Origin of the sequence: Azospirillum sp. 11R-A (assembly GCF_049472615.1) — a bacterium.
GTDB classification, from domain to species: Bacteria; Pseudomonadota; Alphaproteobacteria; order Azospirillales; family Azospirillaceae; genus Azospirillum; species Azospirillum palustre.
In genome coordinates this window covers 112565-137130 of the sequence record NZ_JBCEBL010000001.1, presented here as the reverse complement: position 1 = coordinate 137130, position 24566 = coordinate 112565, and the positions used below count along the sequence as shown (strand labels likewise).

25 protein-coding genes are annotated in these 24566 nt (G+C 66.1%); 24 read left to right on the top strand and 1 reads right to left on the bottom strand.

What is annotated here, in order from left to right:
* Window positions 1-12 precede the first annotated feature (12 nt).
* From nuoG to VH569_RS00535, 20 genes are all read left to right on the top strand, one after another.
* The gene (gene nuoG, locus VH569_RS00630; protein ID WP_423313199.1) at window positions 13-2076 is read left to right on the top strand and encodes an NADH-quinone oxidoreductase subunit NuoG; all 2064 of its coding nucleotides are present in this window, start codon (window positions 13-15) and stop codon (window positions 2074-2076) included.
* Window positions 2069-3079 (top strand): NADH-quinone oxidoreductase subunit NuoH, encoded by a 1011-nt coding sequence (nuoH, locus tag VH569_RS00625; RefSeq protein WP_109096496.1) that lies wholly within the window; start codon window positions 2069-2071, stop codon window positions 3077-3079. Before nuoG ends, nuoH begins: the two co-directional genes overlap by 8 nt.
* A 118-nt stretch (window positions 3080-3197) precedes the next feature.
* Window positions 3198-3686, top strand: a complete 489-nt coding sequence (nuoI, locus tag VH569_RS00620) for an NADH-quinone oxidoreductase subunit NuoI (protein ID WP_042693501.1) — start codon at window positions 3198-3200, stop codon at window positions 3684-3686.
* An 18-nt stretch (window positions 3687-3704) separates the two neighbouring features.
* On the top strand, window positions 3705-4319 hold the full coding sequence (locus VH569_RS00615; RefSeq protein WP_109052070.1) for an NADH-quinone oxidoreductase subunit J: 615 nt from the start codon (window positions 3705-3707) through the stop codon (window positions 4317-4319).
* Between the two features lie 2 nt (window positions 4320-4321).
* Complete coding sequence (nuoK, locus tag VH569_RS00610; protein WP_014248409.1) at window positions 4322-4630, top strand: NADH-quinone oxidoreductase subunit NuoK; 309 nt, start codon at window positions 4322-4324, stop codon at window positions 4628-4630.
* A gap of 9 nt (window positions 4631-4639) precedes the next feature.
* Complete coding sequence (gene nuoL / locus VH569_RS00605) at window positions 4640-6754, top strand: NADH-quinone oxidoreductase subunit L (RefSeq protein ID WP_423313195.1); 2115 nt, start codon at window positions 4640-4642, stop codon at window positions 6752-6754.
* A 25-nt stretch (window positions 6755-6779) separates the two neighbouring features.
* Window positions 6780-8306: an NADH-quinone oxidoreductase subunit M gene (locus tag VH569_RS00600; protein WP_377808949.1), complete on the top strand. Its 1527-nt coding sequence runs from the start codon at window positions 6780-6782 to the stop codon at window positions 8304-8306.
* A gap of 13 nt (window positions 8307-8319) precedes the next feature.
* Window positions 8320-9768, top strand: coding sequence for an NADH-quinone oxidoreductase subunit NuoN (gene nuoN / locus VH569_RS00595; protein ID WP_098739372.1), 1449 nt, complete (start codon window positions 8320-8322; stop codon window positions 9766-9768).
* 10 nt (window positions 9769-9778) lie between these two features.
* Window positions 9779-10591: a biotin--[acetyl-CoA-carboxylase] ligase gene (locus VH569_RS00590; RefSeq protein ID WP_423314106.1), complete on the top strand. Its 813-nt coding sequence runs from the start codon at window positions 9779-9781 to the stop codon at window positions 10589-10591.
* 46 nt (window positions 10592-10637) lie between these two features.
* Window positions 10638-11411 (top strand): type III pantothenate kinase, encoded by a 774-nt coding sequence (locus VH569_RS00585; protein WP_098739374.1) that lies wholly within the window; start codon window positions 10638-10640, stop codon window positions 11409-11411.
* Entirely contained in the window at window positions 11408-13123 is a 1716-nt protein-coding gene (locus VH569_RS00580; RefSeq protein WP_423313192.1) for a ribonuclease J, read from the top strand. The genes VH569_RS00585 and VH569_RS00580 overlap by 4 nt, the downstream gene beginning before the upstream one ends.
* A 69-nt stretch (window positions 13124-13192) precedes the next feature.
* The gene (mce, locus tag VH569_RS00575) at window positions 13193-13597 is read left to right on the top strand and encodes a methylmalonyl-CoA epimerase (RefSeq protein WP_098739376.1); all 405 of its coding nucleotides are present in this window, start codon (window positions 13193-13195) and stop codon (window positions 13595-13597) included.
* A gap of 56 nt (window positions 13598-13653) precedes the next feature.
* Window positions 13654-13908, top strand: coding sequence for a DUF1467 family protein (locus tag VH569_RS00570; RefSeq protein WP_098739377.1), 255 nt, complete (start codon window positions 13654-13656; stop codon window positions 13906-13908).
* Window positions 13909-13929: 21 nt separating this feature from the next.
* The gene (locus tag VH569_RS00565) at window positions 13930-14505 is read left to right on the top strand and encodes a DNA-3-methyladenine glycosylase I (protein ID WP_423313189.1); all 576 of its coding nucleotides are present in this window, start codon (window positions 13930-13932) and stop codon (window positions 14503-14505) included.
* A gap of 281 nt (window positions 14506-14786) precedes the next feature.
* The gene (locus VH569_RS00560; RefSeq protein ID WP_423313187.1) at window positions 14787-15896 is read left to right on the top strand and encodes a hypothetical protein; all 1110 of its coding nucleotides are present in this window, start codon (window positions 14787-14789) and stop codon (window positions 15894-15896) included.
* A gap of 17 nt (window positions 15897-15913) precedes the next feature.
* On the top strand, window positions 15914-16390 hold the full coding sequence (locus tag VH569_RS00555) for a hypothetical protein (RefSeq protein ID WP_423313185.1): 477 nt from the start codon (window positions 15914-15916) through the stop codon (window positions 16388-16390).
* A gap of 155 nt (window positions 16391-16545) precedes the next feature.
* Entirely contained in the window at window positions 16546-17859 is a 1314-nt protein-coding gene (gene proS / locus VH569_RS00550; RefSeq protein ID WP_423313183.1) for a proline--tRNA ligase, read from the top strand.
* A 163-nt stretch (window positions 17860-18022) separates the two neighbouring features.
* A complete protein-coding gene (locus tag VH569_RS00545) occupies window positions 18023-19270 on the top strand; it encodes a lipoprotein-releasing ABC transporter permease subunit (protein ID WP_395459350.1) in 1248 nt (415 codons plus the stop codon).
* A complete protein-coding gene (locus VH569_RS00540; protein ID WP_423313180.1) occupies window positions 19263-20003 on the top strand; it encodes an ABC transporter ATP-binding protein in 741 nt (246 codons plus the stop codon). The genes VH569_RS00545 and VH569_RS00540 overlap by 8 nt, the downstream gene beginning before the upstream one ends.
* 120 nt (window positions 20004-20123) lie before the next feature.
* Complete coding sequence (locus tag VH569_RS00535; RefSeq protein WP_423313178.1) at window positions 20124-20981, top strand: dienelactone hydrolase family protein; 858 nt, start codon at window positions 20124-20126, stop codon at window positions 20979-20981.
* 7 nt (window positions 20982-20988) lie between these two features.
* Here the strand turns inward: VH569_RS00535 and VH569_RS00530 are convergent, their stop codons facing one another.
* Window positions 20989-21552: a cysteine hydrolase family protein gene (locus VH569_RS00530; RefSeq protein ID WP_423313176.1), complete on the bottom strand. Its 564-nt coding sequence runs from the start codon at window positions 21550-21552 to the stop codon at window positions 20989-20991.
* A 109-nt stretch (window positions 21553-21661) separates the two neighbouring features.
* Here VH569_RS00530 and crcB point away from each other — a divergent pair, with 109 nt between their 5' ends.
* Genes crcB through VH569_RS00510 form a run of 4 tightly spaced genes read left to right on the top strand, consistent with a single transcriptional unit; the run spans window position 21662 to window position 24530 of the window.
* Window positions 21662-22063 carry a fluoride efflux transporter CrcB gene (gene crcB, locus VH569_RS00525; protein WP_376956696.1) on the top strand — a complete coding sequence of 134 codons (402 nt, stop codon included), beginning with the start codon at window positions 21662-21664 and terminating at the stop codon, window positions 22061-22063.
* Complete coding sequence (locus tag VH569_RS00520) at window positions 22063-23130, top strand: RluA family pseudouridine synthase (RefSeq protein WP_423313174.1); 1068 nt, start codon at window positions 22063-22065, stop codon at window positions 23128-23130. The genes crcB and VH569_RS00520 overlap by 1 nt, the downstream gene beginning before the upstream one ends.
* A complete protein-coding gene (locus tag VH569_RS00515) occupies window positions 23127-23831 on the top strand; it encodes an HAD-IA family hydrolase (protein WP_423313172.1) in 705 nt (234 codons plus the stop codon). Before VH569_RS00520 ends, VH569_RS00515 begins: the two co-directional genes overlap by 4 nt.
* A 3-nt stretch (window positions 23832-23834) precedes the next feature.
* Window positions 23835-24530, top strand: coding sequence for an ATP12 family chaperone protein (locus tag VH569_RS00510; protein WP_423313170.1), 696 nt, complete (start codon window positions 23835-23837; stop codon window positions 24528-24530).
* Window positions 24531-24566: the final 36 nt, after the last annotated feature.

Here is a 24566-nt window from a genome sequence, read left to right as displayed (position 1 = left end):
GTTCCCGTTCCCATGCCGAAACTGACCATCGACGGGATCGAGATCGAGGTCGAGCCGGGCACCTCGATCCTCCAGGCTTGCGAGCAGCTGGGGATCGAGATTCCGCGCTTCTGCTACCACGAGCGTCTCAGCGTGCCGGCCAACTGCCGCATGTGCCTGGTGGAGATGGAGCGCGCGCCCAAGCCGGTCGCGTCCTGCGCCATGCCCTGCGGCGACGGAATGGTCGTCCGCACCAACAGCGAGACCGTCCTGAAGGCCCGCAAGGGCGTCATGGAGTTCCTGCTGATCAACCACCCGCTGGATTGCCCGATCTGCGATCAGGGCGGCGAGTGCGATCTGCAGGACCAGGCGATGGCCTATGGCTTCGACCGCGGTCGCTACGGCGAGAACAAGCGGGCGGTCAAGGACAAGTATATGGGTCCGGTCATCAAGACCATCATGACCCGTTGCATCCATTGCACCCGCTGCATCCGCTTCATCAACGAAGTGGCCGGTGTTCCCGATGTCGGCGCCGTCTATCGCGGCGAGCATATGGAGATCACCACCTTCGTCGAGAAGGCCATCGGCTCGGAGCTGTCGGGCAACCTCGCCGACGTCTGCCCGGTGGGTGCTTTGACCCACAAGCCCTACGCCTTCACGGCACGTCCGTGGGAGCTGCGCAAGACCGAGACCGTCGACGTTCTCGACGCCGTCGGCTCGAACATCCGCGTCGATGCCCGTGGGCCCGAGGTGATGCGCGTCCTGCCGCGCGTCAACGACGACATCAACGAGGAGTGGCTGAACGACAAGAGCCGCTACTCCTATGACGGTCTGAAGCGCCAGCGTCTGGATCGCCCCTACATCCGCCAGAACGGCAAGCTGGTCCCGGCCAGCTGGGCCGAGGCCTTCACCGCCATCTCGGCGCGTCTGAAGGGCCTGTCCGGCAACCGCGTCGCCGCCATCGCCGGCGATCTGGTCGATGTCGAGGCTCAGTTCGCGCTCAAGGAGCTGCTGTCGCGGCTCGGCTCGGCCAATCTGGATTGCCGCCAGGACGGTGCGCGGTTCGACACCTCGGTGCGGGCCGGCTACCTGTTCAACTCGGGCATCGCCGGCATCGAAAAGGCCGACGTCATCCTGCTGGTCGGCACCAACCCGCGCTGGGAAGGCACGCTGGTCAACGCCCGCATCCGCAAGCGCTATATGGCCGGCGGCGTCACCATCGCCTCCATCGGCGAGCAGCGCGACCTGACCTACCCCTACAGCGTGATCGGTTCCGGTCCAGACGCGCTGCAGCAGCTGGTCGACGGCAGCCACCCGTTCTCCGAGACGCTGCGTGCCGCCAAGAACCCGATGATCATCGTCGGCATGGGCGCCTTCCAGCGCGTCGACGGTCTCGCGGTCCAGGCCGCCGCCCGTCTGGTCGGCGAGGCCTACGGCATGTTCCGCGACGACTGGAACGGCTTCAACGTGCTGCACACCGCCGCGGCGCGTGTCGGCGGCATCGAAGCCGGCTTCCTGCCGGGCGAGGGTGGCCGAGACGTTCACGGCATCCTCGACGGCGCGTCGAAGGGCGAGATCGACTTCGTCTACCTGCTGGGTGCCGACGAGATCGATATGGCGAAGCTGGGCAATGCCTTTGTGGTCTACCAGGGCCACCATGGCGATGCCGGCGCCCACCGCGCCGACGTCATCCTGCCGGGTGCGGCCTACACCGAGAAGAATGCGGTCTACGTCAACACCGAAGGCCGTCCGCAGCTCGCCCGCCTCGCGGTCTTCCCGCCGGGCGAAGCGCGCGAGGACTGGAAGATCGTCCGCGCCCTGTCGGAAGTCCTGGGCACCACGCTGCCCTTCGACACCCACGGCCAGCTGCGTCAGCGGCTGATGGCGGCGAATCCGATCTTCGGCGCGGTGGGCGAGATGACCCCGGCCAGCTGGGCGCCGTTCGGCGCGCAGGGCCCGGTGGACGCCGCCCCCTTCGTGACGCCGATCACCAACTTCTACATGACCGACCCGATCAGCCGGGCGTCGGTGACGATGGCCAACTGCACGGAAGCGCTGGTGGGCCCTGCTCAGGAGAGGACTGGCACCCATGGCTGAGTTCTGGAGCGGCTTCCTCCTGCCGCTGATCATTATGGTCCTGCAGATCCTGGCGATCACCGTGCCGCTGCTGGTCGCCGTCGCCTTCATGACCTATGCCGAGCGCAAGATCATGGGTGCGATGCAGATGCGCCAGGGTCCGAGCATCGTCGGCCCCTTCGGCCTGATGCAGCCCTTCGCCGACGGCCTGAAGCTGTTCGCCAAGGAGCAGATCCTGCCGGAAGGCGCCAACCGCATCGTGTTCTACGTCGCGCCGATGCTGACCTTCTTCCTGGCGCTGATCGCCTGGGCGGTCATCCCGTTCGACTACGGGGTGGTTCTGTCCAACATCAACGTCGGCGTGCTGTACCTGTTCGCGATCTCCTCGCTGGGCGTCTACGGCATCGTGATGGCCGGCTGGGCCTCGAACTCGCGCTACGCCTTCCTCGGCGCGCTGCGCTCCGCGGCGCAGATGGTGTCCTATGAGGTCTCGATGGGCCTCATCATCATCTCCGTGCTGCTGTGCGTCGGCTCGCTGAACCTGACCGACATCGTTCGGGCCCAGGAGAAGGTCTGGTTCTGCATCCCGCTGCTGCCGATGTTCGTGATGTTCTTCATCTCGGCGCTCGCGGAAACCAACCGCGCCCCCTTCGACCTGCCGGAAGGCGAGTCGGAGCTGGTCGCCGGCTTCATGGTCGAATACAGCTCGGCCCCCTTCGCGCTCTTCTTCCTTGGCGAATACGCCAACATGATCCTGATGAGCGCGATGACGAGCATCCTGTTCCTCGGCGGCTGGCTGCCCCCGCTGCCCTTCGCGCCCTTCACCTGGGTGCCGGGCATCGTGTGGTTCGCGCTGAAGATCGCGTTCTGCCTGTTCACCTACGTCTGGGTTCGCGCCACCGTGCCGCGCTACCGCTACGACCAGCTGATGCGGCTGGGTTGGAAGGTCTTCCTGCCCCTGTCGCTGTTCTGGGTCGTGCTGACCGCCGGCGTCCTGGTGACCTTCGGCTGGCTGCCGAAGTAAGCGGCATCGCCGCAAAGCCAGCCTGCACCGAACCCACCATTGACGTGTCGATTTGAGTGCCGGCGAGCCAACCCATCAAACGGGAGCGGCCGCCGGCGAGGAAGGAGACGAAGAGGCCATGGCGTTCCTCGACCGCGCGGCGCGCAGCCTGTTCCTGACCGAGCTGCTGGGCGGCATGGCGCTGACCTTGCGCTACATGTTCAAGCCCAAGGTCACGCTGAACTACCCCTATGAGAAGGGCCCCATCAGCTCGCGCTTCCGCGGCGAGCATGTGCTCCGCCGCTATGCGAGCGGCGAGGAGCGCTGCATCGCGTGCAAGCTGTGCGAAGCGGTGTGCCCGGCTCTCGCCATCACCATCGAGGCCGAACCGCGTGACGACGGCAGCCGCCGCACCACGCGCTACGACATCGACATGACCAAGTGCATCTACTGCGGCCTGTGCCAGGAGGCCTGCCCGGTCGACGCGGTGGTCATGGGGCCGAACTTCGAGTTCTCCACCGAATCCCGGGAAGAGCTCTTCTACAACAAGCAGAAGCTGCTGGCGAACGGCGACCGCTGGGAGGCGGAAATCGCCCAGAACCTCGCGGCCGAGGCTCCTTACCGGTAAGCGGAAGCGAGAAAAACGATGATACTCCAAGGCATCGCCTTCTACGTGTTCGCCGCGCTGCTGGTGGCCTCCGGTGTGATGGTCATCTCGGCGCGGAACCCCGTTCACTCCGTCCTTTTCCTGATCCTCGCCTTCTTCCAGGCGGCCGGTCTCTGCCTCCTGATGGGGGCCGAGTTCATCGCGATGATCCTGATCATCGTCTATGTCGGCGCCGTCGCCGTGCTGTTCCTGTTCGTGGTGATGATGCTCGACATCAACTTCCGCGAGCTGCGCAAGGGCGCGATGGAAGCGCTGCCGCTCGGCGCGCTGGTCGGGCTGATCCTGCTGGCCGAACTGGCTGCGGTGCTCGGCGGCTGGATCGTCGCGCCGAACGTCGCCGCCATCGCCGGCGCGCCGACCCCGGCCTTCGATCAGGTGTCGAACACCCAGGCGTTGGGCCGGCTGATGTACACCCAGTACGTCTACCTGTTCCAGGCGTCGGGCATCGTCCTGCTGATCGCCATGATCGGCGCCATCGTGCTGACGCTGCGGCACCGTCCGGGCGTGCGCAAACAGAATGTTGGCGCCCAGATCGCCCGTCGCCGGGAAGACGTGGTCGCCATCCGCAAGGTCTCGACCGGGGAGGGCGTGTGATCATGGAGATCGGTCTCGGACATTACCTGACGGTCTCGGCCATCATCTTCACGCTGGGTGTGCTGGGCATCTTCCTGAACCGGAAGAACGTCATCATCATCCTGATGTCGATCGAGATGATGCTGCTGGCGGTGAACCTGAACCTCGTCGCCTTCTCGACCTTCCTGCACGATCTGGTCGGCCAGATCTTCGCCATGATCATCCTGACCGTCGCCGCCGCCGAGGCGGCCATCGGCCTCGCCATCCTGGTGGTCTACTTCCGCAACCGCGGCTCGATCCGAGTCGAAGACATCAACATGATGAAGGGCTGAGGCGGCGCCATGGAAGTGCTAGTCGTATTCCTTCCGCTCCTGGCGTTCCTCGTCGCCGGATCGATCGCGCTGTTCGGCGGGCCGAAGGCCGAGCCGGCAGCCGCGGGTCACGGAAGCCACGGTCATGGCCATGACGATCACGGGCACGCCCAGATCGCCCATGCCCATGACGATCATGCCCACCACATCTCGCACGACGAACTGAACCACGCGCACGACGATGCCCACGACGACCACCATGTCGTCGCCGGCCCGCCGACCGTGGGCGACCGCGTCGCGCAGTTCGTGACCGCGGGCGCCGTCATCGTCTCGGCGATCCTGTCCTGGACTCTGTTCTACGACGTCGCCGTGCACGGCCATCCGCGCACGATCGAGCTGATGACCTGGATCCAGAGCGGCACGCTCGACGTGAAGTGGGCGCTGCGCGTCGACCAGCTCACCGCGGTGATGCTGATCGTCGTCAACACCGTCTCGGCCTGCGTGCACGTCTATTCCATCGGCTACATGGCCGAGGATCCGCAGAAGCCGCGTTTCATGGGCTACCTGTCGCTGTTCACCTTCGCCATGCTGATGCTGGTGACTGCGGACAATCTGGTCCAGCTGTTCTTCGGCTGGGAGGGCGTCGGTCTGGCCTCCTACCTGCTGATCAACTTCTGGTACGAGAAGCCCTCGGCCAACGCCGCCGCGATGAAGGCCTTCCTGGTCAACCGCGTCGGTGACTTCGGCTTCGCGCTCGGCATCTTCGCGATCTTCGTGCTGACCGGCTCCGTCCAGTTCGACGCGATCTTCGCCAAGGCCCCGACGCTGACCGGCCAGACGCTGCATTTCCTCAGCTGGGACTTCAACGGCCTGACCATCGCCTGCCTGCTGCTGTTCATGGGCGCGATGGGCAAGTCGGCTCAGCTCGGCCTGCACACCTGGCTGCCGGACGCGATGGAAGGCCCGACCCCGGTGTCGGCGCTCATCCACGCCGCCACCATGGTCACCGCCGGCGTCTTCATGGTCTGCCGCCTGTCTCCGGTCTTCGAATACGCCCCGACGGCGCTAGAAGTGGTGACGGTGGTCGGCGGCCTGACCGCCTTCGTCGCGGCGACCATCGGCTTCACCCAGTTCGACATCAAGCGCGTCATCGCCTATTCGACGATGTCGCAGCTCGGCTACATGTTCTTCGCCGCCGGCGTCTCTGCCTACGGCGCCGCCATGTTCCACCTGTTCACGCACGCCTTCTTCAAGGCCCTGCTGTTCCTCGGTGCCGGCTCGGTCATCCATGCCCTGCACCATGAGCAGGACATGCGCAAGATGGGCGGCGTCTGGCGCAAGATCCCCTTCACCTATGCGATGATGTGGATCGGCAATCTGGCGCTCGCCGGTCTGCCCTTCTTCGCCGGCTACTATTCCAAGGACATGATTCTGGAGGCGGCCTTCGCCTCGGGCAGCGGCGTGGGGCGCTTCGCCTTCGCCCTCGGCATCGCGGCGGCTCTCCTGACCGCCTTCTACTCCTGGCGCCTGCTGTTCATGACCTTCCACGGCACGCCGCGGATGGACAAGGAAGTCTACGACCACGCGCATGAGTCGCCGGTCGTCATGCTGGTCCCGCTGGCGGTCCTGACGCTGGGCGCGCTGTTCGCCGGTGTCGGCTTCCACGAATATTTCATCGGCCACGACCGTGCGGAGTTCTGGGGCAAGGCGATCATGACCTTGCACGGCCACGACGCCATCGAGGCTGCGCACCACCATACCCCGGGTTGGGTCGCGATCGCTCCGCTGGTCGTCGGCCTGATCGGTATCGCCATGGCCTACATCGGCTATGTGATGATGCCGCGCCTGCCGGGCCGGATCGCCAGCACCTTCAGCGGCATCCACAAGTTCCTCTACAACAAGTGGTATTTCGACGAGCTGTATGACGCGCTGTTCACCCGTCCGGCCAAGGCCCTGGGCTATGGCCTGTGGAAGTCGGGCGACGGGGCGGTGATCGACGGCGTGGGTCCGGACGGCGTCGCCGCCGCCACCCGCGACATCGCGGCACGCACCAGCCGGCTGCAGTCGGGGTACGTCTATCACTACGCCTTTGCCATGGTGATCGGGGTCGTCCTGTTCGTCGCCTGGCTGTCGGTCTTCGGCTGAGCGGTTTCGAAGGAGAACAACAACAATGGCTAGCTGGCCGATCCTGTCGTTCGCGACCTTCCTGCCGCTCGTGGGCGTCGCGCTGATCCTGCTGTTCTGCCGGGGCAACACCCCGGACGTTCAGCGGAACGTGCGGTACATCGCGCTGTGGACGACCCTCGTCACCTTCGTCCTGACCCTGCTGGTCTGGGCCAACTTCGATCCGCGCAATCCCGGCTACCAGATGGTCGAGAAGGCGGGCTGGATCCCTGAGTTCGGCATCAATTACCACATGGGCGTCGACGGCATCTCGGTGCTGTTCGTCGTCCTGGCCGGCTTCCTGATGCCGCTGTGCATCCTGGCGAGCTGGGAGTCGGTGCAGGTCCGCCTCAAGGAATACATGATCGCCTTCCTCGCGCTGGAAACCCTGATGATCGGGATGTTCTGCGCGCTGGATTTCGTTCTGTTCTACATGTTCTTCGAAGGCGTCCTGATCCCGATGTTCCTGATCATCGGCATCTGGGGCGGCGCGCGTCGCGTCTATGCCGCCTTCAAGTTCTTCCTCTACACGCTGCTCGGCTCGGTCCTGATGCTGCTGGCGATCCTGGCCATGTACTATGTGGCCGGCACCACCGACATCCCGACCATCACCGCCACCCAGTTCCCGCGCAACATGCAGTTGTGGCTGTGGCTGGCCTTCTTCGCCTCCTTCGCGGTGAAGGTGCCGATGTGGCCGGTCCACACTTGGCTGCCGGACGCCCACGTCGAGGCGCCGACCGCCGGTTCGGTCATCCTGGCCGGCGTGCTGCTGAAGATGGGCGGTTACGGCTTCCTGCGCTTCAACATTCCGATCCTGCCGGAAGCGACCGAGTATTTCGCGCCGCTGATCTACACTCTGTCGGTCGTCGCCGTGATCTACACCTCGCTGGTCGCTCTCGCCCAGGAGGACATGAAGAAGCTGATCGCCTACTCGTCGGTCGCCCACATGGGCTTCGTCACCATCGGCATGTTCGCGCTGAACCAGCAGGGCATCGAAGGCTCGGTGTTCCAGATGCTGTCGCACGGCGTCGTGTCGGGTGCGCTGTTCCTGTGCGTCGGCGTCGTCTATGACCGGCTGCACACCCGCGAGATCGCCCGCTACGGCGGCCTCGTGAAGAACATGCCGAAATATGCGGTTGTCTTCCTGTTCATGACCATGGCCTCGGTCGGCCTGCCGGGCACTGCCGGCTTCGTCGGCGAGTTCCTGGTGCTGATGGGCGTCTTCCGCGACAACACCTGGGTCGCCGCCCTCGCCGCCACCGGCATGGTTCTCGGTGCCGCCTATGCGCTGTGGCTGTACCGCCGCGTCGTCTACGGCAAGCTGACCAAGCCGGACGTCAAGGCGATGTTCGACATGACTCCGCGCGAGATCGCGGTGTTCGTGCCGCTGATCGCCGTCGTCCTGTGGATGGGCATCTATCCCAGCAGCTTCCTGAACGTCACCTCGGCATCGGTCGAGCAGCTGATCCAGACCTACCAGACCAAGCTGGCCGCGTCGCACGCCGCGTCCGGTGTCTCGGTCGCCGCTCGGTAAGGGGTTCTTCGACATGACCGCAGTGTTTCCCGACATCTGGCCGGCCCTGCCGGAGATCTTCCTGGCGCTCTCGGGCGTCGCCCTGCTGATGCTGGGCGTGTTCCGCGGCGACGGCTTCACCCGTCCCGTCTCCTACCTGTCGATCGTCTGCATGCTGCTCGCCGCCATCCTGGCGATGGGCTACGGCAGCGGCCGCGTCGTCACCTTCAACGGCATGTTCGTGATGGACGCCTTCGGCGTCTTCATGAAGGTGCTGGTGCTGGTCTCCGCTGCCTTCGCGGTGATCCTCGGGCTGGGCTTCAACGAGCGGGAGCAGATGGCCCGCTTCGAGTTCCCGGTGCTGATGATCTTCGCCACGCTCGGCATGCTGATGATGATTTCGGCCAACGACTTCATCTCGCTGTATGTCGGGCTGGAGACGCAGAGCCTCGCGCTCTACGTCATCGCCGCCTTCCGCCGCGACAGCGCCAAGTCGTCGGAAGCCGGCCTGAAGTACTTCGTCCTCGGCTCGCTCTCCTCGGGCATGCTGCTGTACGGTGCTTCGCTGGTCTACGGCTTCGCCGGCACGACCTCCTTCGACAAGGTGGCCGCCCTGTTCGCCGGCGGCGCTCATGTCTCGCCGGGTCTGGTGATCGGTCTGGTGTTCGTGATGGCCGGTCTGGCCTTCAAGGTCTCGGCCGCTCCGTTCCACATGTGGACGCCGGACGTATATGAAGGTGCGCCGACCCCGGTAACCGCCTTCTTCGCAGCGGCGCCGAAGGTTGCGGCCATCGCCCTGCTGACCCGCGTGGTGATGGAGCCGTTCGGCCATCTCGCCGCTCAGTGGCATCAGGTTCTGGTGGCGACCGCCATCCTCTCGATGGTGATCGGTTCCTTCGTCGCCATCATGCAGACCAACATCAAGCGCCTGATGGCCTACAGCTCCATCGGCCATGTCGGCTACGCGCTGGTGGGCCTGACCACCGGCACGCAGGACGGCGTGCGCGGCGTGCTGATCTACATGGCGCTCTACATCGCCATGAACATTGGCGCCTTCGCTGTCATCCTCAGCATGAAGGCCAAGGGCCAGATGCTGGAGGAGATCAAGGACTTCTCCGGCCTGTCCAAGACCAACCCGATGCTGGCCGCGACCATGGCGATCTTCATGTTCTCCATGGCCGGCATCCCGCCGATGGCGGGCTTCTTCGGCAAGCTCTACGTCTTCCTGGCCGCCGTCGCCGCCCAGGAATACACGCTGGCCGTTATCGGCGTGCTGACCAGCGTCGTGGGTGCCTTCTACTACCTGCGCATCATCAAGATCATGTATTTCGATGAGCCCGCGGTGGTGGTCGACAAGGTCGATGACGACGGCATGACCGGCGTCCTGGTGCTGACCAGCCTGTTCACCCTGCTGTTCTTCGTCGCTCCGGCGCCGATCCTGAACGGTGCGGCTGCGGCTGCGGCGGCTCTGTTCGCTGGGTGATGTCCGACCGATGACGTCATCGCTCGAAGCGGAGGCGGCGCGTCTGCGCCTGCCTCCGGGCTTCCAGATCAAGGCCTTCGACTCCGTCGGCAGCACGAACGACGAAGCGAAGGCCTTGTCGCGTTCCGGGGCACCGGAAGGCACCGTCGTCTGGGCCCGTCGGCAGGAGAGCGGCCGGGGCCGCCGGGGCCGGGCCTGGACCTCCCCGGAAGGCAACCTTTACAGCACGACCATCCTGCGGCCCGGCCTGCCTCCCGCGGAAGCCGCCCAGGTCTCGTTCGTGGCCGCGCTCGCCATTGCCGAAACTGCCGAATCGGTGCTGCCCGATCCCGGCGGCGTGCGCTGCAAATGGCCGAACGACGTGCTGGTGCATGACCGCAAGCTGTCCGGCATCCTCCTCGAGTCGGAACCGGCGCCCGACGGTAAGGTCGCCTGGGTGGTGCTGGGTGTCGGCATCAACCTGCGGCATTTTCCCCCCACCGCCGATTACGGTGCCACCTCCCTGATCGCCGAAGGCGCTCCGCCCATGGGGCCCGGTGCGCTGCTGGAGGTCTATGCGGAGCATCTGGCGGCTTGGTATGGCCGCTGGCGTGCCCATGGTTTCGGTCCCGTGCGCGATGCATGGATGTCGCGGGCCAAGGGTTTGGGCGGGCCGATCCTGGTCAGGCTGGCCGATCGGACGATCCCCGGCACCTTCGCCGATCTGGACAGCGACGGCGTTCTGTTGCTTGATCCAACGGACGGCGGACCGCGCCAGCGGATCGCTGCCGGCGACGTGTTCTTCGCGCCGCCACCCGCTGACCCCCGATCACCGGACTCTTGAGCCTCCGCCGCCGATTTCAAACGCTCACCGCCTTCAGGACTTTGCCATGCTGCTCGCGATCGACGCCGGAAACACGAATGTGGTGTTCGCCATCTACGACGGTGACCGCCAGCGCGGCATCTGGCGCACGGCGACCGATCCCAAGCGCACCTCCGACGAATACATGGTGTGGCTGACCCACCTGATGGCGTTGAAGGGTCTGAAGCCGGTCGACATCCATGGCGCGATCATCGCCAGCGTGGTGCCCGGCGCCACCTTCAACCTGAAGCGGCTGTGCAAGGACCATTTCGGCTGCGAGCCGGTGATCGTCGGCCAGCCCGGCGTCGATCTGGGGGCCAAGGCCTTGGTCGACCGTCCGGAGGAGGTCGGCGCCGACCGGCTGGTCAACACGGTGGCAGCTGCCGCGACCTACAAAACGCCGCTGATCGTCATCGATTTCGGCACGGCGACCACCTTCGACGTGGTGGATGCCGAGGGCAATTACCGCGGCGGCGTGATCGCGCCGGGGCTGAACCTGTCGCTGGAGGCGCTGCAGATGGCTGCATCCAAGCTGCCGCGCGTGGAAATCCAGCCGCCGGCCGAGGTGATCGGCAGGAACACCATTGCCTGCATGCAGTCCGGCATTTTCTGGGGCTATGTTGGCCTGATCGAAGGGCTGGTCTCCCGCATCCGGGCGGAGTACGGCGAGCCGATGCGGGTGGTCGCCACCGGTGGATTGGCTGTTCTTTTTGCCAAGGCCACCCATGTCATCGAACACACCGACAACGAGCTGACGCTCCGCGGTCTCCTCCTGATCCACAAGCGCAACACGGTCCAATGACACAATCCTCCAAGACCGCCGCCGGACTGTCCGAAGCCCCGGCGGACACCTTCGTTCCGGAGGATGGCGCATTGTATTTCCTCCCGCTCGGCGGTTCCGGCGAGATCGGGATGAACCTCAACCTCTACTGCCATCAGGGCAAATGGCTGATGGTGGATCTCGGCATCTCCTTCGCCGACGACACCATGCCCGGGCTCGACGTCATCATGCCCGATCCGGCCTTCATCGCGGCGCGGCGCAACGATCTGGTCGGGCTCGTGCTGACCCACGCGCACGAGGATCATCTGGGCGCCGTCCAGTATCTGTGGCCGGAGTTGCGCTGCCCCGTCTATTGCACGCCCTTCACTGCGGCCTTCCTGCGCGCCAAGCTGCATGAGAAGGGCCTGAGCAGCACGGTGCCGATCCACGAAATTCCGCTGGGCGGCACGGTGGAGGTCGGTCCCTTCTCCGTCGAATATGTCACCATGACGCATTCGATCCCGGAGCCGAACGCGCTCGCCATCCGCACCTCGGCCGGGACCATCCTGCACACCGGCGACTGGAAGCTCGATCCCGATCCGCTGGTCGGCGAGACGGCGGATGAGGAACGGCTGCGCGCCATCGGTGACGAGGGGGTGCTGGCGCTGGTCGGCGACAGCACCAATGCGCTGGTGCCCGGCGCGTCCGGGTCAGAGGCGACCGTCCGTGACGCGCTGATGGAGCTGTTCGGCCGCTACCGCGACCGCCGCATCGCCGTCAGCTGCTTCGCCACCAACGTGGCGCGGCTGGAGAGCATCGCCGCCGCCGCCGCCGCGCATGACCGCCATGTGGCGCTGGTCGGCCGGTCGCTGTGGCGCATCAACGAGGCGGCGCGGACGACCGGCTATCTGGCCGACGTGCCGAAATTCCTGTCGGAGCATGACGCCAGCTATCTGCCGCGGGAAAAGCTGGTGCTGATCTGCACCGGCAGCCAGGGCGAGCCGCGCTCTGCCCTTGCCCGCATCGCCGCCAATGACCATCCGCAGGTGACGCTGTCGCGCGGCGACGTGGTGATCTTCTCCTCCCGCGAGATTCCGGGCAACGAGCGCGCCATCGGCCGCATGCAGAACCAGCTCGTCACCCAGGGCGTCGAGCTGGTGACGGCCGACGAGGCGTCGGTCCATGTGTCCGGCCATCCGGCGCGCGACGAGCTGGTGCGCATGTACCAGTGGGTGCGCCCGCACATCGCCGTGCCGGTACATGGCGAGCAGCGCCACCAGCAGGCGCACGCCGCCCTGGCGGAGGATTGCCAGATCCCCCACAGCATCGTGCCCGCCAACGGCGAGATCCTGCGCCTGGACGGAGCGGAGGGTGCCCGTGTGGTCGCCCATGTCCGGGCCGGTCGCATGGCGGTCGACGGCAAGCGTCTGGTGCCGCTCGACACCGGCATGATGCGGGCGCGCAACCGGATGGTGAACAACGGTGCCGCCGTGGTGACGCTGGTGATGAGCGCGACGGGCGAGCTGATGACCGCGCCGCAGGTGGCGGTGATGGGGCTGATCGACGAGGCGACCGACCGCGACCTGCTGCTGGACGTGGTCGATGCGGTGCGCGAGTCGGTGGCGATGCTGCCCAAATCGGCGCGGGCCGACGACGCCCAGGTGAAGGAGGCGGCACGGATCGCCGTGCGCCGCTGCTTCAATGCGTCCCACGGCAAGAAGCCGGTGACGGAGGTCCATCTGGTCCGCGTCTGAGTGAAACAGTGTATAACAGGCTTATCAGAGCCCCCTAACGGGCCAGGGACAGCCATCGAGAGGACACGCATGATCGGGAAGCTCAACCACGTCGCCATCGTCGTTCCGGACCTGCCGGCGGCGACCGCGCTCTACCGCGATACTCTGGGCGCCGCGGTGTCGCAGCCGGTGGACCTGCCGCCGCATGGCGTCACCGTCGTCTTCGTCACGCTGCCCAACACCAAGATCGAACTGCTGCATCCCTTCGGGGAGAAGTCGCCGATTGCCGGATTCCTGGAAAAGAACCCGTCCGGCGGCATCCACCACATCTGCTACGAGGTGGAGGACATCCTGGCCGCCCGCGACCGGATGAAGGAGCAGGGGGCCCGCGTGCTGGGCGACGGCGAGCCGAAGATCGGCGCCCATGACAAGCCGGTGCTGTTCCTGCATCCGAAGGATTTCTGCGGGACGCTGGTGGAGCTGGAACAGGCCTGATCGTGGACTGCCGCGGGTCTGCTGCGAGCCTGATCGACTGAAATGCGGAGAGGGCGATGGACAATTGGGTGACTGCGGCCTTCGTCTACATCGTCGTGTGGTGGGTGGTGCTGTTCGCGGTGCTGCCCTGGGGCGTCAGGACCCCGGAGACGCCGGAACCCGGCATGGCCTCCTCCGCACCGGTCGAGCCGCGCATTCTGCGCAAATTCATCATCACGTCGCTGGTCGCCCTGCTGGTGTGGCTGGTGATCTTCGGCATCGAGCGGTCCGGCCTCGTTTCCTTCCGCGACATGGCGCGGGACATGTTCTGACGACACAAAGGAGCAGGGCGGGTGAGCCTGACCTATTGCGCGGCCGCACCCGGCCATTCCCACCATGGTCCCTACCACGACGGCGAATACGGCTTTCCCAGCAGCGATGACCGGGTGCTGTTCGAACGTCTGGTGCTGGAGATCAACCAGGCCGGCCTGTCCTGGCTGACCATCCTGAAGAAGCGGGATGCTTTCCGTGCTGCTTTCGACGGCTTCGACATCGACCGGGTCGCCGCCTATGGCGAGGCGGAGCGGGCGCGGCTGCTGGCCGATGCCGGGATCATCCGCAACCGCCTGAAGGTGGATGCGGTGATCGAGAATGCCCGCCGCATCGTCGCGCTGCGGGAAACCCACGGGTCCTTCGACGGTTGGCTGCGTGCCCACCATCCGCTGTCCAAGGCGGAATGGGTGAAGCTGTTCGGCCGCACTTTCCGCTTCACCGGCGGCGAGATCGTCGGCGAGTTCCTGATGAGCCTGGGTTACCTGCCGGGTGCCCATCAGGCCGACTGTCCGGTCCAAGCGGTGGTGCTGGGGCTGAATCCGCCGTGGAAAGCCGCAATGGACGCCGGTTATCGCGGGTATCAGCCTAAGGAATAAGCAAAAGCCCGCCCAGAACCACGGCAAACGCTGAAAGCCTGGGCAAAATTGCAAGTATTTTGTGCAGAGGGTGGCTCTGCCTCTGTTTTAGGCTTGCTATGGCCACGGCGCGGGTCCACTCTTTTCTGGTGACGAGGGGGGATCTTCCCCCCTTTCCGACGCCTGGTGGCGATTCCTCCCTAAACTCGATAGGCCGCGCCGCATTCGCCGCGCGGCCTTTTCTTTCCCATCCGATGTGGGTCGGCATCGGGCGATGCGGCGGAGACAGGAAATTTCCGCCGATGGTCCAGAAAACGTTAACGGTTTACTTGGTAGCGTTGCTCGGCTTAGTTCCTGTGGTGGGGTTTCCCCAGTACGGGCGTTCAGCCGGGTTTTTCAGATCGCCACCGGGGGGCCATGCCGTTCGGGGGCTTTCCGCTTTGCTCGCGTATCCAGCTGGACCTTTGTCCGCTCCGGCGGGCGGCAGGAAAGGGACGACAGTCGAGGCGCCGATGGCCGCGAATGAAAACGAACGGTTCAATCAGTTCGCGGCGGTTGTGGCGGCCGAACTGTTGGAGCGTACCAAGAAAAGCATGGAGCTGCTGGCGCCTGAGCAACAGCCATGCTCGGTCCTGCCTTTCATCCAGACTCCGTCCTTCGTTGAGTTCTATCAGGAACTGGTGCGCGTCGGCATTCTGCCGGTCGTGCTCAGCCGCCGTCCGGTACGCGCCATCGTCGGTGACGTCGACTGGGCGCGGGAAGGGCGGGAGTATCTGCTGACCGTTCTCGACGACCGCTCCAACGCCATCTTCACGGCCTGGGAATTTGCCTGGGACTCGCTGTGGGACGAGCGCAAGATCGGGCAGGATGGCGGCAACAGCAGCCAGTCCAAGCCGAAGAAGGGCTTCTTCAGCGCCCTGTTCGGCCGAAGGCGGGAGGAAAAGACGGGCAGCGACGGCGGCGGCGGTGTGGAGGGCAGTGTGATGGCCGGCCTTCATACGATGCTGACCGAACTGGCGGAAAAGCGCGGCTTCCTGCCGCTGTTCCATGACGATGTCCGCATCCTGAAGGCGCTGCCGCGCCTGAAGCCGGGCCGGGTGGCGCAGGCTTGGAAGGAAATCTCGCAGTACCACCATCAGGAGTTTTATCTGCCCGAGCCCGAACAGGCGAAGCCGGGTGTGACTTCCGATTGCTTGCAGAAATGGCATTACAATCTGCCGGACAAGATCGGCGAGTTCCTGGTGCTGAAGGCGGCTGTCGACCTGGAGCATGTGAACAAGCCCTTCATCGGCAAATACATCCGCCAGTCGGCGCGGACCCAGGAGGAGGCGGAAAAAGGAATGCCCTACCTGTCGATCTACTGGAAGGCCATGCGCAATCCGGCCCCGGTGGCCGAACGGCACACGCTGTGACCCCGCGCGGAGCCCCTGTGCGCCGGTCCGTGCGCGTCGGGCTGGCGGCCCTGATGCTTTCCTTCGCCCCGGTTCCGGCCCCGGCGCAGTCGCCGCAGCTGCTTCCCGGTCCGATTCCGCTGACCCCCGATGCGGCCCGCAGCAATCCGGCCGGCGACCGGCCGGTGATCGATCTGTCGCTGTGCCAGCGGCTGACCCGCCATGTGCCGGCCGCCGACGTCGAGTATCGGCCGGGCGTCGATGTCAATGGCCGGGCGGTGGCGCCGGCCGATCTGCCGGGAAGCGCCGGTGCGCAGCCGCCGATTCCCATCGACCTGCCGCTGTCGGTCGATCTTGCCCGGCGGATGGGCGTCACCCTGCCGTCGGTTCCCTATCTGCCCAACGACATCACCGCGGTCTGGCTCAGCGTCGTCGGCGACCGTCTCTATCTGAACGGCCAGCCGATCGATCCGGGCGCCGAGGAACGCCTCTACGCCTATTGCCGCACCCGGTAGGGAGAGAGGCAGGCGGGACTGCCGGCGGGGGGCTTACAGTGGACAAGTGAGGGCGACCTTCCTAAAGTCGCTCACCCGCCGTCGTGTCCGCTCTTTCGTTGCGAAGCAGCGGGCGCGTCGGCCTTGTCGAACACCTCGCACACGAGAACAGAGCCATGCGGCTGTCCAGCTTCTTCATGCCGACCCTCAAGGAGACCCCGACCGAGGCGCAGATCGTCTCGCACCGCCTGATGCTGCGGGCCGGGATGATCCGCCAGACCAGCGCCGGCATCTATGCCTGGCTGCCGCTGGGCTATCGGGTTCTGCGCAAGATCGAGCAGATCGTCCGCGAGGAGCAGGACGCCGCCGGCGCGCAGGAACTGCTGATGCCGACCATCCAGTCGGCCGATCTGTGGCGCGAGAGCGGCCGTTACGACGATTACGGCAAGGAGATGCTGCGCATCACCGACCGTCACGACCGTGAGATGCTGTTCGGTCCGACGAACGAGGAGATGATCACCGACATCTTCCGGTCCTTCGTCAAGAGCTACCGCCAGCTGCCGCTGAACCTCTACCACATCCAGTGGAAGTTCCGTGACGAGATCCGCCCGCGCTTCGGCGTGATGCGCGGCCGTGAATTCCTGATGAAGGATGCCTACTCCTTCGACATCGATGCGGCCGGCGCCCGCCGCTCCTACCAGAAGATGTTCCTGGCTTACCTGCGCACCTTCGCCCGCATCGGGTTGAAAGCCATTCCGATGCGCGCCGACACCGGCCCCATCGGCGGCGACCTCAGCCACGAGTTCATCATCCTGGCCGAGACCGGCGAGAGCGGCGTCTTCTGCCACAAGGACTGGATGAACCTGGATGTGCTGAAGGATGCCCCCGGCATGGAGGACGACCTGCAGCCCTTCTTCGACCGCATCACCTCGATCTATGCGGCGACCGACGAGAAGCACGACCCGGCCAACAGCCCGGTTCCGGAGGCCGATCTGGTGTCGGCTCGCGGCATCGAGGTCGGCCACATCTTCAACTTCGGCACCAAGTACTCCAAGCCGATGAACGCGGTGGTCACCGGTCCGAACGGCGAGTCGATCCCGGTGGAGATGGGCAGCTACGGCATCGGCGTGTCGCGTCTGATGGGTGCGATCATCGAGGCCAGCCACGACGACAACGGCATCATCTGGCCGGACGCCGTCGCCCCCTTCAATGTCGGCCTGATCAACCTGAAGTCCGGCGACGCCGAGACCGACCGCGTCTGCGCCGAGCTGTATGCGAAGCTGGAATCGGCCGGTCTGGAGGTCGCCTATGACGACCGCGACGAGCGTCCCGGCGCCAAGTTCGCCGACATGGACCTGATCGGCGTTCCCTGGCAGCTGGTCGTCGGTCCGCGCGGCCTGAAGAACGGCGTCGTCGAGCTGAAGCGCCGTGCTACCGACGAGAAGGAAGAGCTGCCGGTCGAGGCGGCGCTGGCGAAGCTGCTGGGCTGATCGGCTTAACTCGAAGAGGAAGCCTGGATTGCCGTGACCATCGGCGATCCGGGCTTCGCCCTGCCGGCGATCCGGGCTTTGCCCTTTTCCCGCCACGCTCACGTTCTTATGTAGGGCATCGTCTCCGCCTGCCCACAGGCCTCCGCCACAGGACCCCAGCCGCATGATCTTCAACGCCTTCGAACGCATGGTCGCGATGCGTTACCTCCGGGCACGCCGCCAGGAAGGGTTCATCTCGGTCATCGCGGGGTTCTCGCTGCTGGGCATCGCGCTCGGCGTGGCGACGCTCATCATCGTGATGGCGGTGATGAACGGCTTCCGGGCGGAGCTGCTGGGCCGGGTGCTCGGTCTGAACGGCCATTTGAATGTCTACAGCTCGCGGGGCGGACCGCTGCCGGACTTCGACATCCTGGCCGGCAAGCTGCGCAACACGCCGGGCGTCGTCAACGTCACCCCGACGGTGGAGGGGCAGGCGCTGGTGTCGGTGCGCGGCGTCGCGTCCGGCGCCGTCATCCGCGGCGTGCGGGCGGAAGACTTCAAGGTGCGGCCGACGCTGGCCAACAACGTCATCCGCGGCTCGGTCGACGAGTTCGGGGAGGACCGCGTCGCCATCGGCGTGCGCATGGCCCAGCGCCTGGGCCTGTCGGTCGGCGACCAGATCACGCTGATCGCACCCCAGGGCAACGTCACCGCCTTCGGCACCGTGCCGCGGATGCGCAGCTATCCCATCGGCGCCATCTTCGATGTCGGCATGTTCGAATACGACAACAGCTTCATCTTCCTGCCGCTGGAGGAGGCGCAGGCCTTCTTCCGCACAGGCGACGCCGTGACCTCGCTGGAGGTCTTCGTCAGCGATCCGATGCAGATCGCCGCAGCCCGGTCCGCCGTCCAGTCGGCGGTGGCAGGGGAGGGCAGGGTGGTCGACTGGCAGCAGTCGAACGCCAGCTTCTTCACCGCGCTCCAGGTCGAACGCAACGTGATGTTCCTGATCCTGTCGCTGATCATCATGGTGGCGGCCTTCAACATCATTTCCAGCCTGATCATGCTGGTGAAGGACAAGGGTCGCGACATCGCCATCCTGCGCACCATGGGGGCGACGCGCGGCATGATCATGCGCATCTTCTTCCTGTCCGGTGCCAGCGTCGGCGTCACCGGGACGCTGCTGGGGCTGGCGCTCGGCGTGTCCTTCGCGCTGAACATCGAGAGCATCCGGCAGGTCATCCAGGGGCTGACCGGCACCAACCTGTTCAATGCCGAGATCTATTTCCTGTCCCACCTGCCGGCCAAGATCGACTGGAGCGAGGTGACCCAGGTGACGCTGATGGCGCTCGGCCTGTCCTTTGCCGCCACCATCTACCCGTCCTGGCGCGCCGCCCGGCTCGACCCGGTGGAGGCCCTGCGCTATGAGTGACGCCGTTATGCAGCCCATGCTTGAGCTGAGGGGAATTGTCCGCCGCTTCGAGCAGGCGGGCGAGACGCTGGAGGTACTGCGCGGAGTCGACCTGACGGTCGGCGGTGGTGAACTGGTGGCGCTGGTCGGCCCGTCGGGTGCCGGCAAATCGACGCTGCTGCACATCGCCGGCCTGCTGGAACGGCCCACCGGCGGCACGGTGCGTATCGCCGGCTCCGATGTGTCCAATCTGGATGACGGCAAGCGGACCGAGGTGCGGCGCCGCTCCATCGGCTTCGTCTACCAGTTCCACCATCTGCTGCCGGAATTCTCGGCGCGGGAGAACATCGTCCTGCCGCAGATGATCGCCGGCGTGTCGAAATCGGTCGCCAGGCAGCGCGCCGACGAGCTTCTGCGCATGGTCGGGCTGGAGCAGCGCGGCACCCACCGCCCGGCCCGCCTGTCGGGCGGCGAGCAGCAGCGCGTCGCCATCGCCCGCGCGTTGGCCAACGCCCCGTCGCTGTTGATCGCCGACGAGCCGACCGGCAACCTCGACCCGCACACGGCGGAGCATGTCTTCACCATGCTGTCGGCCATCGTCCGGCAGGCCAAGGTCGGCGCCCTGGTCGCCACCCACAATCTCGACCTTGCCCGCCGCATGGACCGGGTGCTGGAGATGCGCGACGGCCTTCTGGTGGAATACCAGCCGTCTGAACTGGTGCCGCTGACCGAGGTGGCGTCGGAAGCCCGATAAGTGGCGTCATAGGCCGAAAGCGGATCCGTCTCCCGGTTGCCAAGCCGGTGCGTCGCCACCACTCTCATGCGCGACCGCACCGGCTGAGCTGCGGCACGAGGCAAAACAGGGGCATCGGGGATGGACCAGCGGATCATCGACCTTTACGACGAGTACACCCACGCGCCGCTGCCGCGCCGGGTCTTCCTGGAACGGCTGGCAGCGCTGGCCGGAAGTGCGGCAGCGATTCCCGCGATCCTGTCGGCTATCGAGCCGAACTACGCCCGCGCCGCCGTGGTCGGCGAGGACGACACCCGTCTGGCGGCGGAAAAAGTGTCTTTCCAGGGGGCGACCGGCGACGTGTCCGGCTATATCGCCCGGCCGAAGCTGGCGGACAAGGCTCCGGCGGTGGTCGTCATCCACGAGAACCGCGGCCTCAACGCCTATGTCGAGGACGTCACCCGCCGCCTCGCCACCGAAGGGTTCGTGGCGTTTGCCCCGGATCTGCTGTCGCCGTTGGGCGGCACGCCGCAGGATCCCGACAAGGCGCGCGACATGATCGGCCAGCTCGACACCGATAAGACGGTCAACAACCTGATCGCGGCGATGAGCTATTTGATGGCCTACCGCTATTCCTCGGCGAAGGTTGGGGCGGTCGGCTTCTGCTGGGGCGGCGGCATGGTCAACCGGCTGGCGATCAAGGCGCCGGACCTGAAGGCCGGCGTCGCCTTCTACGGCCCGACCCCCGACCCGGCGCTGGTAGCCACGGTCAAGTCACCGCTGCTGCTGCATTATGCCGGGTTGGACCAGCGCATCAACGCCGGCATCCCGGCGTACGACGAGGCGCTGAAGAAGGCGCATGTCGAACACCAGATTTACGTCTATGACGGCGTCAACCACGCCTTCCACAACGACACGTCGGCGGAGCGCTACAACAAGGACGCCGCTGATCTGGCCTGGAAGCGGACGGTGGAGTTCCTGAAGGCGAAGCTGGCGTAAGGGGCGTTCAGCCCAGCACGGCCGCCGTATCCACGACCGTCGCGTATTCGCCGTCCATGTTGGCGAGCGACAGGTCGTGGACCTCGTCGGCCGTCCGCAGCCTCCCCGACCGGTCTTTCCTGGCGAAGGTGAAGCAGGCGTCGGCCACCAGACGCACGTCGTAGCCGAGGTTGCCGGCCATCCGCACCGTCGCCTCGACGCTGTTGTTGGTGATGACGCCGGCCACCACCAGCCTGGCGATGCCCCGGTCGCGCAGCCACTCGTCCAACCCGGTGCCGATGAAGGCGCTGTTCACCCGCTTGCCGATCACGGTCTCGCCGGGCAGCGGCCTCGCCTCCTCCTTGAAGGGGTGGCCGGGACCGCCGGGGCGGTAGCTGGAGTCCGGCTCCACCGAATCGTGGCGGATATGGACGATGGGCCGTCCGTCCCGTCGCCATGCGGCCAGCAGAGCCGCGACGTTGGCCTCCGCCTGCGGGTTGTTGCGCGGACCGGTCAGGCTCCAGCGCGGGTCGTCGATGGCCTTTTGCAGGTCGATGATCAGCAAAGCGGCGTTGGAGGGAAGCTTTTCCATGATTGCGATCCTGCCGCGAATGTCCATCGCGTGACAAGTCCGCCGGTTTCTGGCTCTAATCCGGCGTTCCACCCCCGTTTCCCTATCCCAGCGCTCGTCCGGAGGCGCCGTGCTCGCATCCCCCCTGTCCTTGCTCGCCGTCGCCGTCGGTGGTGCCGCCGGTTCGGTGGCGCGCTACCTGATGCTGCTCGTGATCGCACAATGGATCGGCAGCCGCTTTCCGGTGGGAACGATCATCGTCAACGTGATTGGTTGCACGGTGATGGGGGTGCTGTCGGAACTGGCGGCGCTGACATGGTCGCCGTCGCCCGAACTGCGCGCCTTCCTTCTGGTGGGCATTCTGGGCGGCTTCACCACCTTCTCTTCCTTCACGCTGGACATCGGTGTCCTCGTCGCCCGTGACGAGATCGCCGCGGCGGCGGGATACTTCCTCGCCTCGACGCTGTTCAGCGTGGTGGGCTTCTTTGCCGGCCTGTGGGCCGTGCGTTCTCTTGTTTCGGTGTCCCTCTGATGACTGACTCTCCCAAGCCCGCTGCCGATCACGCCGATACCGCGTCGACCGAAGCCAAAAGCGACAGCAAGGTCGAAACCCGCATCGTCACGGCCGACGAGGCCGACATGCGGCTCGACCGCTGGTTCAAGCGGCATTTCCCCGACGTGAACCACAGCTACCTGCAAAAGCTGCTGCGCACCGGTCAGGTCCGTGTCGACGGCAAGCGGGCGGAGACTTCGACGCGGCTGGCGGCCAAGCAGAGCCTGCGCATCCCGCCGCTGGCCGCCTGGGCCGCGCCGGTCAGGGGGCCGGGTCAGGGGAGCAGCAAGCCCAAGGCCATGTCGGACAAGCAGATCGCCGAATTGCAGGCGCTGGTGCTCTACCGCGACGCCGACGTGATCGCCATCAACAAGCCGGCCGGTCTGGCGGTGCAGGGCGGCACCGGCACCTCCAAGCATCTCGACGCCATGCTCGACGCCCTGCGCTTCGACGGCAACGAGCGGCCGAAGCTGGTCCACCGGCTGGACAAGGACACCTCCGGCGTCCTACTGCTGGCCCGCACCACCTTCGCCGCCAGCAAGCTGACGGAGCTGTTCCGCGGCAGTGCGGTGCGCAAGATCTACTGGGCCGTCACCGTCGGCGTGCCGACGCCCTACCAGGGCAAGATCGATCTGGCGCTGGCCAAGGAAGGCGGCCCGCATGGCGAGCGGGTGGCGGAAAACAAGGAAGAGGGCAAGCGCGCCCTTACCGTCTATTCGGTGCAGGAGAATGTCGGCAAGCAGGCGGCCTTCGTCGCCATGTGGCCGCTGACCGGCCGCACCCACCAGCTGCGTGTCCATATGGCCGCCGTCGGTACACCGATCCTGGGCGACGGCAAATATGCCGGGCAGGGCGCCTTCCTGGCCGGCGGAGCCGAGGTGGCGAAGAAGCTGCACCTGCATGCCCGCCGGCTGATCCTGCCGCATCCGCGCGGCGGCAAGACCATCGACGTGACGGCGCCGCTGCCCGACCACATGCTGGCGACCTGGAAGTATTTCGGCTTCAGCCCCAACCTGCGCGACGACCCGTTCGAGGATTTCGAATGATGGCTCCGCTCGTGACGGCTGCATTGGGGAAATCGCCGCTGCGCCTCGCCCTCTTCGATTGCGACGGCACGCTGGTCGACAGCCAGTTCGCCATCATCGACGCCATGACCCGGGCCTGGGCCGAGCATGGGCTGGGTGAGCCTGAGCCGGCGGATGTCCGCCGCATGGTCGGGCTGTCGCTGGTGGAGGCGGTGGCCCTCCTGCTGCCGCAGCGGGATGCCGACCTGCATGTCGCGGTGGCGGAAAGCTACAAGCGCGCCTTCTCCAACGCCCGCAGCCGCGGCGAGGTGGACGAACCGCTGTTCCCCGGCATCCTCGACACGCTGGCCGCGCTGGAAGAGGCAGGGGTGCTGCTGGGTGTGGCCACCGGCAAGTCGCGCCGCGGGCTGGATGCGGTGTTGAAGGGCCATGGGCTGACCGGACGTTTCGTCACCTTGCAGACCGCCGACATCGGTCCCGGCAAGCCCAACCCGCACATGGTGCAGCGTGCGCTGGCGGAGACGGGTGCGGAGGAGGCGGCGACGGTTGTGATAGGCGACACGACCTACGACATTCAGATGGCCCGCAACGCGCGGGTGCGGTCGGTCGGCGTCTCCTGGGGTTATCACGCGGTGCCGGAACTGGAGCGGGCCGGGGCCGACCGCATCGTCCACCGTGGGCGCGACGTCGCCACCGCGGTGCTGGAGCTTTTGGAAGGGTAAGCGATGAAGCGTTTCTACAAGGCCGCGGGCGTCGGAGAGACCGAAGGCGGTTTCCGGGTCGAGCTGGACGGCCGTCCGGTGCGCAGCCCGGCCAAGGCGCCGCTGGTCTTCCCCAGCCTGCTGCTGGCCCAGGGCGTGGCCGACGAATGGGCGGCGCAGGGCGACCGGATCGACGCCCATTCCATGCCGCTGATGCAGCTGTCGAGCACCGCCGTCGACCTGATCCCCGCCAAGCGGCCGGAGATCGTTCCCGCCATCAGCGCCTATGCCGAAACTGACCTGCTGTGCTATCGCGCCGAACATCCCCAGCCGCTGGTGGAGCGGCAGGCCCAGCTCTGGCAGCCTCTGCTGGATTGGGCGGCGCTGACCTATGACGCGCCGCTGCATGTCTGCGCCGGGCTGATGCCCAGGCCGCAGCCAGAGGAGGCTCTGGCCGCCCTGCGCCGGGTGGTGGAGCGGACGGACGACTGGTATCTGTCGGCGCTTCAGACCGCGACCGGCGTGTGCGGGTCGATCATCGTGGCGCTGGCTTTGCTGGAAGGCCGCCTCAGCGCCGAAGAGGCGTTCGAGGTCTCGCAGCTGGACGAAACCTACCAGATCGAGCAGTGGGGCGAAGACGCAGAGGCCACGAAACGCCGCGCGAATGTTCGCGCGGAGATCGTGGCCTGCCGGCGTTTCGTGGATTTGCTGCGGGGATGACGGGCGGGGGCGGATGCCCCCGCCTCAAACCGCAAG

Coding starts and splice junctions, on each gene's coding strand:
- VH569_RS00540 (WP_423313180.1), top strand. CDS start 19,263: ATGAGTGACGCCGTTATGCAGCCCATGCTTGAGCTGAGGGGAATTGTC.
- VH569_RS00530 (WP_423313176.1), bottom strand. CDS start 21,552: ATGGAAAAGCTTCCCTCCAACGCCGCTTTGCTGATCATCGACCTGCAA.
- nuoH (WP_109096496.1), top strand. CDS start 2,069: ATGGCTGAGTTCTGGAGCGGCTTCCTCCTGCCGCTGATCATTATGGTC.
- VH569_RS00570 (WP_098739377.1), top strand. CDS start 13,654: ATGGACAATTGGGTGACTGCGGCCTTCGTCTACATCGTCGTGTGGTGG.
- proS (WP_423313183.1), top strand. CDS start 16,546: ATGCGGCTGTCCAGCTTCTTCATGCCGACCCTCAAGGAGACCCCGACC.
- VH569_RS00545 (WP_395459350.1), top strand. CDS start 18,023: ATGATCTTCAACGCCTTCGAACGCATGGTCGCGATGCGTTACCTCCGG.
- VH569_RS00535 (WP_423313178.1), top strand. CDS start 20,124: ATGGACCAGCGGATCATCGACCTTTACGACGAGTACACCCACGCGCCG.
- VH569_RS00510 (WP_423313170.1), top strand. CDS start 23,835: ATGAAGCGTTTCTACAAGGCCGCGGGCGTCGGAGAGACCGAAGGCGGT.
- VH569_RS00520 (WP_423313174.1), top strand. CDS start 22,063: ATGACTGACTCTCCCAAGCCCGCTGCCGATCACGCCGATACCGCGTCG.
- VH569_RS00585 (WP_098739374.1), top strand. CDS start 10,638: ATGCTGCTCGCGATCGACGCCGGAAACACGAATGTGGTGTTCGCCATC.
- VH569_RS00515 (WP_423313172.1), top strand. CDS start 23,127: ATGATGGCTCCGCTCGTGACGGCTGCATTGGGGAAATCGCCGCTGCGC.
- nuoN (WP_098739372.1), top strand. CDS start 8,320: ATGACCGCAGTGTTTCCCGACATCTGGCCGGCCCTGCCGGAGATCTTC.
- nuoL (WP_423313195.1), top strand. CDS start 4,640: ATGGAAGTGCTAGTCGTATTCCTTCCGCTCCTGGCGTTCCTCGTCGCC.
- nuoK (WP_014248409.1), top strand. CDS start 4,322: ATGGAGATCGGTCTCGGACATTACCTGACGGTCTCGGCCATCATCTTC.
- VH569_RS00590 (WP_423314106.1), top strand. CDS start 9,779: ATGACGTCATCGCTCGAAGCGGAGGCGGCGCGTCTGCGCCTGCCTCCG.
- VH569_RS00615 (WP_109052070.1), top strand. CDS start 3,705: ATGATACTCCAAGGCATCGCCTTCTACGTGTTCGCCGCGCTGCTGGTG.
- VH569_RS00580 (WP_423313192.1), top strand. CDS start 11,408: ATGACACAATCCTCCAAGACCGCCGCCGGACTGTCCGAAGCCCCGGCG.
- VH569_RS00600 (WP_377808949.1), top strand. CDS start 6,780: ATGGCTAGCTGGCCGATCCTGTCGTTCGCGACCTTCCTGCCGCTCGTG.
- nuoG (WP_423313199.1), top strand. CDS start 13: ATGCCGAAACTGACCATCGACGGGATCGAGATCGAGGTCGAGCCGGGC.
- VH569_RS00560 (WP_423313187.1), top strand. CDS start 14,787: ATGGTCCAGAAAACGTTAACGGTTTACTTGGTAGCGTTGCTCGGCTTA.
- nuoI (WP_042693501.1), top strand. CDS start 3,198: ATGGCGTTCCTCGACCGCGCGGCGCGCAGCCTGTTCCTGACCGAGCTG.
- mce (WP_098739376.1), top strand. CDS start 13,193: ATGATCGGGAAGCTCAACCACGTCGCCATCGTCGTTCCGGACCTGCCG.